Origin of the sequence: Labedaea rhizosphaerae, assembly GCF_004362825.1 — a bacterium.
Lineage (GTDB): Bacteria > Actinomycetota > Actinomycetes > Mycobacteriales > Pseudonocardiaceae > Labedaea > Labedaea rhizosphaerae.
In genome coordinates this window covers 330,246-343,339 of sequence record NZ_SNXZ01000005.1, presented here as the reverse complement: position 1 = coordinate 343,339, position 13,094 = coordinate 330,246, and the positions used below count along the sequence as shown (strand labels likewise).

11 protein-coding genes are annotated in these 13,094 nt (G+C 71.3%); 5 read left to right on the top strand and 6 right to left on the bottom strand.

What is annotated here, in order from left to right; translation table 11 throughout:
- Nucleotides 1-4: 4 nt before the first annotated feature.
- Nucleotides 5-2,497: a DEAD/DEAH box helicase gene (locus EV186_RS28230; protein ID WP_133852478.1), complete on the bottom strand. Its 2,493-nt coding sequence runs from the start codon at nucleotides 2,495-2,497 to the stop codon at nucleotides 5-7.
- A 12-nt stretch (nucleotides 2,498-2,509) separates the two neighbouring features.
- Complete coding sequence (locus EV186_RS28225; RefSeq protein WP_243754327.1) at nucleotides 2,510-3,400, bottom strand: polysaccharide deacetylase family protein; 891 nt, start codon at nucleotides 3,398-3,400, stop codon at nucleotides 2,510-2,512.
- A gap of 10 nt (nucleotides 3,401-3,410) precedes the next feature.
- On the opposite strand from EV186_RS28225, the gene EV186_RS28220 reads away from it, so the two are divergent.
- From EV186_RS28220 to EV186_RS28210, 3 genes are all read left to right on the top strand, one after another.
- Nucleotides 3,411-4,364, top strand: a complete 954-nt coding sequence (locus EV186_RS28220) for an asparaginase (RefSeq protein WP_133852476.1) — start codon at nucleotides 3,411-3,413, stop codon at nucleotides 4,362-4,364.
- A 74-nt stretch (nucleotides 4,365-4,438) separates the two neighbouring features.
- A complete protein-coding gene (locus EV186_RS28215; RefSeq protein WP_133852475.1) occupies nucleotides 4,439-4,783 on the top strand; it encodes a peptidase inhibitor family I36 protein in 345 nt (114 codons plus the stop codon).
- Between the two features lie 23 nt (nucleotides 4,784-4,806).
- A complete protein-coding gene (locus EV186_RS28210) occupies nucleotides 4,807-5,337 on the top strand; it encodes a hypothetical protein (protein WP_133852474.1) in 531 nt (176 codons plus the stop codon).
- Here the strand turns inward: EV186_RS28210 and EV186_RS28205 are convergent.
- On the bottom strand, nucleotides 5,327-6,235 hold the full coding sequence (locus EV186_RS28205; RefSeq protein WP_133852473.1) for a LamG domain-containing protein: 909 nt from the start codon (nucleotides 6,233-6,235) through the stop codon (nucleotides 5,327-5,329). The two genes, EV186_RS28210 and EV186_RS28205, sit on opposite strands and share 11 nt — an antisense overlap.
- A 172-nt stretch (nucleotides 6,236-6,407) precedes the next feature.
- Here EV186_RS28205 and EV186_RS28200 point away from each other — a divergent pair, with 172 nt between their 5' ends.
- Nucleotides 6,408-7,988 (top strand): phosphodiester glycosidase family protein, encoded by a 1,581-nt coding sequence (locus tag EV186_RS28200; RefSeq protein WP_133852472.1) that lies wholly within the window; start codon nucleotides 6,408-6,410, stop codon nucleotides 7,986-7,988.
- A 10-nt stretch (nucleotides 7,989-7,998) separates the two neighbouring features.
- On the opposite strand, the gene EV186_RS28195 is transcribed toward EV186_RS28200, so the two are convergent.
- From EV186_RS28195 to EV186_RS28185, 3 genes are all read right to left on the bottom strand, one after another.
- Nucleotides 7,999-8,358: an STAS domain-containing protein gene (locus EV186_RS28195; protein ID WP_166659375.1), complete on the bottom strand. Its 360-nt coding sequence runs from the start codon at nucleotides 8,356-8,358 to the stop codon at nucleotides 7,999-8,001.
- A 290-nt stretch (nucleotides 8,359-8,648) separates the two neighbouring features.
- On the bottom strand, nucleotides 8,649-10,523 hold the full coding sequence (locus EV186_RS28190) for a Na+/H+ antiporter (RefSeq protein ID WP_166659374.1): 1,875 nt from the start codon (nucleotides 10,521-10,523) through the stop codon (nucleotides 8,649-8,651).
- A 238-nt stretch (nucleotides 10,524-10,761) separates the two neighbouring features.
- Nucleotides 10,762-12,027, bottom strand: coding sequence for a helix-turn-helix domain-containing protein (locus EV186_RS28185; RefSeq protein ID WP_133852470.1), 1,266 nt, complete (start codon nucleotides 12,025-12,027; stop codon nucleotides 10,762-10,764).
- 119 nt (nucleotides 12,028-12,146) lie between these two features.
- On the opposite strand from EV186_RS28185, the gene EV186_RS28180 reads away from it, so the two are divergent.
- Nucleotides 12,147-13,016: a hypothetical protein gene (locus EV186_RS28180; RefSeq protein WP_133852469.1), complete on the top strand. Its 870-nt coding sequence runs from the start codon at nucleotides 12,147-12,149 to the stop codon at nucleotides 13,014-13,016.
- The last annotated feature ends 78 nt before the right edge of the window (nucleotides 13,017-13,094 follow it).

Sequence of the window (13,094 nt, the reverse complement as noted above, 5' to 3'; positions counted from 1 at the left end):
GCGGTCAGGTCGGGCCGACGCCGGACAGGTGCACGACCGCCGAGCCCGCCTCGTCCGACGCCGCCAGGTCGACCTCGGCCGTGATGCTCCAGTCGTGATCGCCCGCGGGGTCGTCGAGGATCTGGCGGACCAGCCAGCGTTCCGGCTCCTTGTCGATGATCAGCAGTTGCGGCCCGCGTGCGTCCGGTCCGGTCCCGATCTCGTCGTGTTCGGCGAAGTAGCCCGCCAGGGCCTCCTGCCACGCCGCCGCGTCCCAGCCGGACGCGCGGTCCAGCTCGCCGAGGGCGAAGTAGTCCTCGACGGCGGCCAGCTTCACCCGCTGGAACATCGCGTTGCGCACCAGCACCGTGAAGGCGCGGTCGTTGCGGGTCACCGCCGGCGGGACGTACTCGCCGCCCTGCTCGTCGCCCGGGTGCTGCAGCTTCTCCCACTCGTCGATCAGGCTGGAGTCGACCTGGCGGACCAGCTCGCCCAGCCACTCGATCAGGTCGGCCAGCTCGTCGGTCTTCGCCTCGTCCGGCACGGTCTGGCGCAGCGCCCGGTACGCGTCGGCCAGGTACCGCAGCACGAGGCCTTCGGAACGGGCGAGCTGGTAGTAGCCGACGTACTCGGTGAACGTCATCGCGCGCTCGTACAGGTCGCGCACCACGGACTTCGGCGAGAGCGGGTGGTCGGCCACCCACGGATGCCCGGCGCGGTAGGTGTTGTAGGCCGCCTCCAGCAACTCCGCCAGCGGCTTGGGGTGAGTGACGTCCTCCAGCAACGTCATCCGTTCCTCGTACTCGATGCCTTCGGCCTTCATGGCCTGCACAGCCTCGCCGCGCGCCTTGTGCTGCTGTGCGGACAGGACCTGGCGCGGGTCGTCCAATGTGGACTCGATGATGCTGACCACGTCGAGGGCGTACTCCGGCGACTCGCGGTCCAGCAGCTCGATGGCCCCCAGCGCGAACGGCGACAACGCCTGGTTCAGCGCGAAGTCCAGCTGCAGCTCGTCGGTCAGGCGCCAGCGACGGCCCTGCTCGTCCGGCTCGTCCAACCGGATGACCACGCCCGCGGCCAGCAGCGCACGGAAGATCGCGATCGCGCGCAGGATGTGCTTGCGCTGCGCGGGCCGGTCCTCGTGGTTGTCCTCCAACAACTTCCGCATCGCGGCGAACGCGTCGCCCGGGCGGCCGATGACGCCGAGCACCATCCCGTGGCTCACCCCGAACCGCGACACCAGTGGCTCCGGCGCGGCCGCCACCAGCCGGTCGAAGGTCTTGTCCGTCCACGACACGAAACCCTCGGGCGCCTGCTTGCGCACGACCTTGCGCCGCTTCTTCGGGTCGTCACCGGCCTTGGCGAGCGCCTTCTCCGTCTCCACCACGTGCTCGGGTGCCTGCACGACCACGTTGCCGACGGTGTCGAAGCCGGCCCGCCCGGCCCGCCCGGCGATCTGGTGGAACTCACGCGCGTTGAGGTGGCGGGTCCGCACACCGTCGTATTTGGACAGTGCGGTGAAGACGACCGTGCGGATGGGCACGTTGATGCCCACGCCGAGGGTGTCCGTGCCGCAGATGACCTTGAGCAGCCCGGCCTGCGCGAGCCGCTCGACCAGCCGCCGGTACTTGGGCAGCATGCCGGCGTGGTGCACGCCGATGCCGGAGCGCACGAGCCGCGAAAGGGTCTTGCCGAACCCGGCCGTGAACCGGAAGTCGCCGATCAGCTCGGCGATCTTGTCCTTCTCCTCGCGCGTGCACACGTTGATGCTCATCAACGCCTGCGCCTGTTCCAGGGCCGAGGCCTGGGTGAAGAACACGACGTAGATCGGCGCCTGGTTGGTGTCGAGCAGCTCGGAGATCGTCTCGTGCAGCGGCGTGACCACGTAGGAGTGGTACAGCGGCACCGGGCGCTCGGCCGACGCGACGACGGCGGTGGTGCGGCCCGTGCGCCGGCTCAGGTCGTCGACGAACCGGGTGACGTCGCCGAGCGTGGCCGACATCAGCAGGAACTGGGCATTCGGCAGTTCCAGCAGCGGCACCTGCCACGCCCAGCCGCGCTCGGGCTCGGCGTAGAAGTGGAACTCGTCCATCACGACCTGGCCGACGTCGGCGTCCTTGCCGTCGCGCAGCGCGATGTTCGCGAGGATCTCCGCGGTGCAGCAGATGATCGGCGCGCCCGGGTTGACGCTCGAGTCGCCGGTCATCATGCCGACCTTGTCGGGGCCGAAGACGTCGCACAACGCGAAGAACTTCTCCGACACCAGGGCCTTGATCGGCGCCGTGTAGAACGTTCGCACCCCGGCGGCGAGCGCGACGAAGTGTGCGCCGGTGGCCACCAGGCTCTTCCCGGAGCCGGTCGGCGTGGCGAGGATGACGTTGTTGCCCGAGACCAGCTCGATCAGCGCCTCCTGCTGCGCCGGGTAGAGCTCGATGCCCGTGCCGGTCACCCACTCGGTGAAGGCGTCGAAGAGGGCGTCGGGATCGTTGGTGGCCGGGAGCTGATCGGTGAGCGTCATGGTTGTTCGAGCTTAACCGCGCACGTGGGCGGCCACGTCGGCGTGGGTGGCGAACCAGATGCCCGGGTGGGTGGCGATGTACTCGACGAGTTCGGTCAGGATCGCCATGCGCGAGCGGTGGCCGATCACGTGCGGGTGCATGGTCAGCTGGAGGAGCCCGCCGTCGGCGTAGGCGGCGTCGAACTCGTCGCGCCAGATCGTCAGCACGTCGCGTGGTGCGGTGTAGGGCCGCGACTGGCTGAAGCGGTCCATCGTGAAGTAGGGCGCGTCGTCGCGGATCCACTCGACGGGGATCTCGACGATCCCGGTCGGCTCGCCGCGCGCGACGATCTCGTAGCAGTCGTCGTCGGCCATCAGCGACGAGTCGTAGGCCAGGCCCAGCTCGCGGGTGATGTCCAGGGTGTGCGCGCTGAAGTCCCACGACGGCGTGCGGATGCCCACCGGGCGGTGGCCGCTGGTGCGTTCCAGCGCGTCGGCCGCCCGCAACGCCAGGTCCCGCTCGGTGCCGGCGTCGAGCAGCGCGTTGCGTTCGTGGATCCAGCCGTGCATGGCGACCTCGTGCCCATCGCCCACATAGGACGCGATCTCGTCCGGGCGCAGCAGCGCGCTCACCGCGGGCACGAAGAACGTCGCCGGGATCCGGTGTCGGGCCAGCAGCCTCAGGATGCGCGGCACGCCGGTGCGCGCGCCGAACTCGCCCCGCGACAACGCCCCGGGGCTGGTCTCGCAGTCGCGCAGCGAGATCGTCTCGTGGTCGGAGTCGAACGACAGCGCCACCGCGCACCGGGCCCCGCCCGGCCAGGACGACGGCACGAGCGGGCGGCCGGCGCGGACGAGGTCCACGTGCTCCCGCCAGGTTGATTCTGGCCACTCCCACGGTTTCGGGCGCTGCGCGTCGGTCACAATCGGCACGATGCCACAACACGAACGCTCAGACATCGTCGCTGAGGTGTGGCGCGGGGACCTGGTCGAATCGGTGCACCACGGGTCCGTGGTCGCCCTCGATGCCGACGGCGCGGTCGCGCTGACCGTCGGCGAACCGGACCGGGTCATGTACCCGCGCTCGTCCAACAAGCCCATGCAGGCCCTCGCGATGCTGCGTGCCGGGCTCGACCTGGACGGCGAGCTGCTGGCCCTGGCCTGTGCGAGCCACTCGGGCGAGCCGTTCCACCTCGACGGCGTCCGCCGGATCCTGGCCGCGGCCGGGCTCACCGAGCACGACCTGCAGAACACGGCCGGTCTGCCGCTCGACCTCGAGGCCCAGCAGGCCTACCTGGCGGCGGGCGGTGTGCCGGTGCCGCTGGCGATGAACTGCTCCGGCAAGCACGCCGCCATGCTCGCGACCTGCGTGGTCAACGGCTGGCCGCTAGAGACCTACCGGTCACCGGAGCACCCGTTGCAGCGGCTGATCGCCGACACGCTCGCCGAGTGCGCGGGGGAGCCGGTCGGCGGGGTCGCGGTCGACGGCTGCGGCGCACCGCTGTTCGCGCTGACCCTGACCGGGCTGGCCCGGGCGTTCCGGCACCTCGCGCTGGCCGGACCCGGCACGCTGGAACACCGCGTGGTGACGGCGATGACCACGCACCCGCGGTTCGTCGGCGGCACCGGGCGGGACGTCACGGCGCTGATGTCGGCGCTGCCGGGCGCGGTGGCCAAGGACGGTGCCGAAGGCGTGTACGGCCTCGCCTTGCCCGACGGCCGCGCGGTCGCCCTCAAGATCGCCGACGGTGCGGCCCGCGCTCGCCCGGTGGTGATGGTCGCCGTGCTGCGCGAACTCGGCGTGGACGTGTCCGGGGTCGCCGACCTGGCCGAGGTGGCGGTGCTCGGCCACGGTGAACCGGTGGGCTCCGTTCGGGCGATCTTGTAGGCCCCGGATGGACCTGTAGCCGCTCGCCCCGCGGGTGTTGGGTGAAGGCGACCGACAACGATGGGGGAGTGGTGATGATCCGACACGTGGTCACGCTGGCGGCCGTGGTGCTGGGCGCCGGGCTGGCGTCGGCGATGCCGGCCGGCGCGGCGGGCGAGCACTGCCAGAGCGGCGCCTACTGCCTGTTCTCGGGCACCAACTACACCGGCACCAGCGCGGTGGTGGCCTCCGGGCTCGGCTGCCACGCGGTGTCGTCGCTCGGGTTCCCGGTCGCCCACTCGGCGGCCCGCGGCTTCGGCGACTCGTACGCGTTGCAGCTCTACGCCGACAGCTCGTGCAGGACGCTGCTGGGGAACGTCAACTCCGACGTGCCGAACACCTCGGCGGCGGGCTACCGGTTGATCCCGATTCCGGGCTGAAAGCGCTGGTAGCGTCCCCGCGCATGACGGCGTTGATCGCGTGGTGCGGCTTCTTCGGGGCGTGGCTGCTGGTGGCCGGCCCGATGTTCCAGGCCGTGGTCGAACTGCACGACGAGGACGTCGCCCGCGACGAGTTCGAGGCGGCGAGCAAGGCCGTCGTGCCGCGGTACCCGCCGGTCTCGCCGTGGTGGTGGCTGCTGCCGCCGGTGGCCTATTACCTGCGCCGCAAGCGATCGAGCCAGTTCCGCCGGGCCGTCATGGCGCAGCTCGGGCCGGAGGTGGTGGAGCAGTTCATCTCCTTCGTCAACAAGGCCACCGGCTGGTTGTACGTGGCGGCCGGCGCGTCGCTGATCGCGGTGAAGGAGACCTGGGAGCTCGCCGAGCACGAGGAGTGGCACCACTGGGTGTTCTGGATGTTGGTCGTCGTGATGGCGGGGTTGAGCCTGGGCAACGCGGCATTCCGGATGTTCCGTTCGCAGCGGGTGCTGGCCAAGCACGCCCGGCTGCGTGCGGGGGCGGAGAGCACTCCGCCCCCGCACGGGGTCATGGGCTGACCCGCACCGTGAAGGTGTCGATGCTCATGCCGAAGCCCGGCGTGATGTCGGCCGACGGTGACGTGCAGCCGCACACCTTGTTCGGGTAGGAACCGCCGATCGCCACGTCGAAGATGGCGAAGAAGCCGTGGTCGACCGCGGCGGCCCAGGTGCCCGCGGACACGGCGTTCTGCGGCACCGAGTACGTCTGCGTGCCGTCGAGGTAGAAGCGCAACTCCTCGGCACCGGCGGTGCGCCGGTCCACGACCACCGAATACGTGTGGTAGCCGGTCTGGCAGCCGCCGCAGCCCTGCAGACCGCTGGAAATCCCGTCCGGGTCGTGGCACTCGCCCGCCCACTGTCCACAGTGGAACGTGGTGGAATGCTGGCTCAGCGCGTTGACGTCCTCCATGATGTCGAGCTCACCGATGCTCGGCCAGTTGGTCGCGCCGACCGGCCGGGCGTCCGCGCCCATGGCCCAGAACGCCGGCCAGTAGCCCAGGCCGTGATCCGGGTTGGGCTGCATGAGCGTCGCGCTCATCTCCATCTGCCCGCCCGCGGGCGCGCCGAAGTCCGTGCGCTGGGTCTCGATCCGGCCGGAGGTCCATTGGCCGCCCGCGTCGCGCAACGGCTTGATCACCAGGTGACCGGCGCCGTCGTGGTAGACGTTCTCGGTCGAGGTGGTCGCCGACTCGATCTCGCCGGTGCCCCAGTTTCCGGCGCCGCCCGGGTAGCCGGTTCCGGTGTCGTAGAGCCAGTTCGCCTGGTCCAGACCGGTGCCGGCCGGGCCGTCGAAGGTGTCCTCGAAGACGGTGGTCCAGCCGTCGTCGGCGGTGGCCACGGCCGGTGTGAGGCTCAGCGCGGACGCCGCCAGCGCCAGCACGGCCAGGATGCCTGATGTTCTCCCCGCGGAACGCATGCGTGCATCTCCTTGTCGTGAAACGGACTTGTTGCACTGTGCGGGTGGTTTCGGCGGGGCGGAACCGGGTGCCGACGGGTCTGCGCGAGCGTGCAGGATCGCGGCCCGGTCTTCCCTCGGTCGTGAAGTTCCCACATAATCGGCGCGCGTTCCGTGAAACCGTGGAGGTGCGATGCGCACGCGAGTGGGCGGTTTGCTGGGCTCGGCCGTGCTGGCCGGTACGTTGCTGGTGGGTTCGACGGCGGTCGCTCCGGCGGCGCCGGCCTCGGGCACACCCGCGGCGCTGGCCGGGTGGGACGTCCAGGAACTGGCGCCTGGCCTGCGGCTCTACTCCGGCGTGGTCGGCACGACCTCGCCCGCGCAGCACTGGACGGTCACCGTGCAGGTGCCGCACGACACGGGACCGAACCCCGATCCGGACGCGCCCGTGGCCGACCTCGGTTCGGCCGACGGCGCCACGGCGCTGGCCGAGCGGGTGCGTGCGGCCGGGTTCGACCCGCAGGTCGAGTCGGTGCCGTGGCCGGACTACGCCGACACCCCGCACGGCACGCTCGGCTGGCGGGTGCGGGTCGGCAGCTACCCGGAACAGGCCGCGGCTCAGTCCACTGTGGACGCTTTGGTGGCCGTGGGGTTGAAGGCCCACGCGGATTGGACCGGCTTCGACGGGACCGCGATCCCCGGCCCGTGGCGGATTCGCGTCGCGGTCGTGGATCCCGGCTATCGGGGCGGTGTCGTGGCTTCACACGGCGACACGGTGTCCGGCCGGCGCACGACGTCGGCGCAGTCGGCCGCGGCGGGCGCGCTGGTTGGCGTGAACGGCGGGTTCTTCGTGATCTCCCCGGCCGACGGCATCCCGGGCACGCCCGCGGGCATCGGGGTCTACCAGGGCGAACTGGACCGCGAGGCGACGAACGGGCGGGTCGACCTGGTGCTGGGCGAGCACCCGGCGATCGAAGGGCTGACCACGCAGGTCACCGTGCGCGCGGGCGCGGCCAAGCGCGTGGTCAACGGCATCAACCGCAAGCCCGGCCTGATCCGCGACTGCGGCGAGCCCGGCGACCAGCCCACCGACAAGCCCCGCCACGACACGACGTGCACCAACCCGAACGAGCTGGTCCTGATCACGCCCGCGCTGGGTGGCCCCGCACCGGATGGTCCTGGCGTGGAGGCGGTGCTCGACGGCCACGACCGGGTGACCGCGGTGCGGCCGCGCGGCGGTGCGGTGCCTGCCGGTGGTTCGGTCCTGCAAGGCATCGGCGATGGCGCGGCCTGGCTCAACGCCCACGCGCGGCCCGGCACCCGCCTGGCGGTGGCCGAGCGGGTCACCGACGACCGGGCCCGCCCGGTGCACTTCGACCGCTCCGACTCGGTGGTCGGCGGGGGCCCGTGGCTGGTCCGCGACGGCCGCGTGTGGATCAACGCCGCGGCCGATGGTCTGGTCCACCCGGACGACCCGGCGTGGATCTACGGGTGGGCGGTCAAGCGCAACCCGCGCACGATGGCCGGCATCGACGCGTACGGCCGGTTGCTCCTGGTGACGGTCGACGGGCGGCAGGCCGGGTTCAGCGAAGGCTTCTCGATCACCGAGGCCGCGGCGTTCATGCGCTCGCTGGGCGCGGTCGACGCCATGAACCTCGACGGCGGCGGCTCGACGGCCATGGCCGTGGACGGAAAACTGGTCACGTCCCCATCGGACGCGACGGGCGAGCGCCCCGTCGGCGACACGGTTCTGGTGCTGCCGCCGGGCGCCTGAGCCCGCGTGGTCAGGCGCGCACGTCGCCCTCGGTGGCGCGGACGTCCAGGGTGCTGGACACGCCGGTGAGGTCCAGCAAGCGCCGGATGAACTGGGGTGCGACCACGACGAAGTGGATGTTGCCCGCATCCGATTGCTGTTGCACGCGCATCAACTCGGCGATGCCGACGCTGCCGAGGAAGGTCAGTCCGGTCAGGTCGGCGACCAGCGTCTCGTCCGCCTCGGTGATGGCGGCATCGAGCTCGGTGCGCATCTTGGGCGCGCTGAGGATGTCGACCTGGCCCTCGAAACGCAGCACCAGCGCGTCGTCACGTGACTCGCGCTGCACGGTCAGCAATGTCTCCGACAAATCGATCACCTGTTCACTCACGCGTCTGCGCCCATGCCCACGGGGCACCGCGACCGTGACCAGCTGTCTGCTCAACTCGTCCGGCATCTGATGTTGGCTAAACCTTACCTGGTCCAGGCCGATGCGGCGCCATTCAGGACAGCGCGGCTCGTACCCGCCGGGTTTGCCGCCTCACGGCGGCGACGGCGACCCCCGGTGGTCTTCAGTACATTGTGGACGGTCGAGAATCTGGTGATCACCGTGCTTCCCAAGCGGGACCGGGCATCGAGCGACCGACGGCGAGCGGGTCCCGTGCTCGTCGTGCCGAGCCGTCAACCCAGCTGCCGGTCGACGTAGCACCAGCGCCACGTCTCGCCGGGCTCGAAACTGCGCATGACCGGGTGCCGGGTGTCGTGGAAGTGCTGCGTGGAGTGCTTGCGCGGCGATGAATCGCAACACGCCACCTGGCCGCATTTCAGACACATCCGCAGGTGCACCCACGTCGTGCCCTCGTCGAGGCACGCCTGGCAGACGTCCTGTGCGCTCGGCTGGATCTCGGGCCACTGCTTGTCGAGGTGCTTGCACGACCCGGCCGTCGTCACCGGCGTGCGCAGCTCGCGGTCGGACTCGACCGGGGTCTCGTCCTCGCGGTCGAGCATCGACTCCTCGATGTCCAGCCGCTCCAGCACCCGGCGCAGCACGACGTCGTCGGCGGTGCCGTTGTCGCGGGCCTTGAGGCATTCCGCGCGCTCGGCGTGGAGCAACTCCAGGCGCAGGCGCCGGTACGCGTCGCTCGGGGTCTCGGCGAGCGTGCTCTGGCGGCCGAGCTGCTCCCAGGCGGAGTCGGTCCGGTCACGCAGCCGGTCACGCAGCCGCTCGATCACCTCCGGCGGGTCGGCGGGCGTGCGCAGCTCCTCGAGCTTCTTCAACGCGACGTGGCTCATGTCGTTGAGCACCGCCGCCTCCTGCAGGGCGTCGACGGCCGGGTCGGGCGCGGGCAGCCGCAGCTTGCGGATCAGGCCGGGCAACGTCATGCCCTGCACGGCCAGCGTGCCCGCCACCACGACGAACGCGCAGAGCACCAGCACCGCGCGCCGCGGCGTGTCCGCCGGCAGCACGAACGCCGCGGCCAGCGTGACCACGCCACGCATCCCGGCCCACGCGATCACGGCCGAGTAGCGCCACGGCCAGACGTGCTTGCGTTTGGTGAGCCCCTTGGTGGCCCGCTTGAACAGGCCGATGCCCACCATCCACACGACCCGGCTGAAGATCGTCGCGGCGAGCACGGCCACGCAGATGCCGATGAGCTGCCACAGCGACAACCCGTCGCGGCCCGCTTCGAGGATGATCTGCCGCAGCTGCAGGCCGATCAGCAGGAAGACCATGTTCTCCAGCAGGAACTGGATGGTCTGCCAGTTGTGCCTGCTGGACAGGCGCGCCGAACCGGACAGGATGCTCGGCGACTTGTGCCCGATGATGATGCCCGCGGCGACCACCGCGAGCACGCCGGAGCCGTGCAGCTCCTCGGCGAGCAGGTAGGCCACGAACGGCACCACGAACGAGATGGCGGTGTCGATCAGCGGATCGGTCAGCTTCGCCCGCACCCAGGAGACGGCGAACCCGATCACCGCGCCGACCGCCGCACCGCCCAGCAGCGCCACCGCGAAGTCCGCGCTGACCTGCACGAACGTGACGGAGCCGGCGATGGCGGCAACGGCCGTGCGCAACGCGACCAGGGCGGCCGCGTCGTTGAACAGGCTTTCCCCTTCGAGGAGGCGGATCAGCTTGCGCGGCATCCCCACGCGGTGGGCAACGGCGCTGGCCGCGACCGCGTCCGGGGGCGCGACCACCGCGCCGAGGGCGATGCCGGCGGCCAGCGGCAGCCCTGGCACCACGGCCCACGCGACCAGCCCGACCGCGAACGCCGTGAACACGACCAGCCCGACGGACAATGTGGCGATCGGCCCGCGCATCTTGCGGAAGTCCAGCAGCGACGTCTGGATCGCCGCGCCGTAGAGCAGCGGTGGCAGCAGCCCGACCAGCACCAGCTCGGGGGAGAGGCGGTACTCGGGGAAGCCCGGCACGTAGGACGCCCCGACCCCGACCACGATCAGGCAGAGGGGCGCGCTCCAGTCCAGTCGCTGCGACAGCCAACTGACCACAAGGACGATGACGACCAGCGCCACAACCTCAGCCGCGATGTGCACCGGCCCATTCTTACCGACCCCACCGCCATCTCGACGCGACGAGGTTTTCCACAGACCGCGGGTTGTCCACAGATCCGCTCGACGCCGGTCCTCGACCCCGCCCCACCGAGAGACTGGCCTCGGCGCGCCTCCCGGGATAGGTGGGGGCGGGTCTCAGCTCAAGAGGCGACCGGGATGTTGCGGACCGAGTTCACGGATCCGCAGGTCAGCCCCGGTTTTGTCGCTCCGCAGGTGCAGTTCATCGGGGTTGGCGCACGTGCAGGGCCGCACGCAGGTCGGGCTCCAGCTCCCGCACCGCGCCGTGGCTGCGCCAGCGGGCCAGTTCCCGAGCCAGGTGCTGCAGGTCGGCCCGCACGGTGGCCGAGTCCACGTGCGCGGCATCGGCGAGCACGTCGCGGGCCAGGACACAGGCGTGCTCGACCTCCCCGTTCGCCGCGTGCGCCAGCACCCGTCGCGCACCGAAGCGGGCTCGGGCCCGGCGGGCCCGCGGCGCGATCGTGGGCACCGACTCGTCCAACAGAGCCGCCGCCTCGCCCGGCCGCCCCAGGTCGAACAGCGACCAGCCGCGGGCCAGCGCGATCTGGTCGGTGACGGTCGTCGAGCCGAGCAACGGACCCTCGGCGGCCTCGTGCCGGGCCAGCAGCTCCGTTGCCCGGTCCAAGGCGCGCCGGTGCGCCGCCTCGTCTCCGGCCAGCGCGTGCCCCTGCGCCTCGCCCCGCGCGGCGATCCCGAGGATGCGCGCGCCGGCTCGTGGGTCGGCCTGGGCCTGCATCGCCAGCGCCACCGTGCCCAGGCCGTCCCCGCGGTACAGCGCCAGCTCGGCCCGCCGCAGGTTCGCGTAGCTGGCCAGGTAGGGATCCCCGCCCAGCTCCGCGTGCTCGACGGCGCGGTCGGTCCACCAGCGGGCCCCCTTCTCGTCGCCCGCCTCCTGGTGCATCCAGCCCGCGTACTCCATCGCCCGCGAGGCCAGCCGCAGCAACCGCGACCGGCCTGGCCCGGGGCAGTCGACCGCCAGGGTCCGGATGGTGTTGATCTGCGCGACCAGCGGTCCCAGCACCACGGCCGGACTGGACAGGGCGCCGAGGTTGCGGTGCTGGTCGAACAACGTCCGCAGGGTGGTGACCGTGGGGTCGTCCGGTTCAACGAGCACGCCGCGGGTGATCGCGAAGCCGAGCACGCCGCCCGCGCCGGCCAGCACCTGGCGCCGGCTCAGGGGCTGGAACCGCAGCTCGCCGTCGTCGAGGGCGAGCAGCCACACCTCACCGTCGTCCCCGCCCGCCGCCTCGGCCGGGGCGGACGCGGCCGGCACCAGCGCGACCAGCGCCCCGCCGGTGCCCAATTCGGCGTCGCAGCGCCTGGCCACGTCGTGGGTGGGCGGCTTCAGGTTGTTCTCGATCTTGCTGAGGTAGCTCTTGCTGTACGTGATCCGCTTGGCGAGCTCACCGAGTGAGACCCCCGCCGCGATCCGGCTCGCTCGCAGTCGCGCCCCGAAGGTTTCGGCCATGGTCCGCCTCCCCTCACATCGAACATCACCAAGGACCGCGATTGCGGACAAAATCAGGTCAGATGGTGGAAAAGTGGATACCGCGACACCACGCGATCAGCGGTTGACATACTCGATAAGTGATCCTGGGACTTCTGCTGGCCGTCGTGGCCACGGTGTGCTCCGGCAGCGGCTCGGTGCTCGAGTCGCTCGGGGTGCGCCGGGCGGGTGCCTACGGTGGCAGGTCGGCGGACCTCACCCGGGTGTTTCGCCAGCCGCTCTACTTCCTCGGCCTCGGCATCGACCTGGTCGGCTTCGGGCTGGCGGCGGTCGCGTTGCAGCGGCTGCCGTTGTTCCTGGTGCAGGCGTTGCTCGCGTTCTCCGTCGGGATCACCGCCATCCTCTCGGCGATCCTCGGCGCTCGCCTGGCCGGGCGGGGCTGGAGCGCCCTGGTGCTCGGCGCGGTCGGGCTCGCCATGCTCGGGGTCTCCGCGGACATCGGCCCGGGCAAGGCATTGCCGGTCGGGTGGCGGTTCCTGCTGTTGCTGATGCCGATCCCGATCGCCGGGATCGCGTACTTCGCCCGGCGCAAGGGCGGGCGGTGGACCGCCCAGCTGCTCGCGTTCGGCGCGGGGCTCGGGTTCTGCGTCGTCGGCGTCGCCGCGCGCACGCTGGTGGTGCCCGATCCGTTCTGGAAGATCGCGTTCGACCCGGCCGTGTGGGCGCTCGCGACCAATGGCGCCGCCGCCGCGGTCCTCTTCGCGATGTCGTTGCAGCGGTCCGGGGCCACGGCGGTCACGGCCATCATGTTCACCACCAGCACCGCGCTGTCGTCGTTGATCGGCGTCGCCTACCTCGACGACCGGGTGCGGTCCGGGTTCGCGGTGATCGCGGTGATCGGCTTCTGCTGCGCCGTGATCGGGTCGGTCACCACGTCGCACTACGCGGCGAAGCAGCACCTGCCGGAGGCGAGCACTCTCCAGGAAGTCACCCCGGCCGCGCGGATGTGACCGTCGTCACGCGCGTGCAGCCGGTGGAGCGGCAACTGCATTGAGTAGGTGATCGGCGCCGAGGAGGAGGCGCCGGCA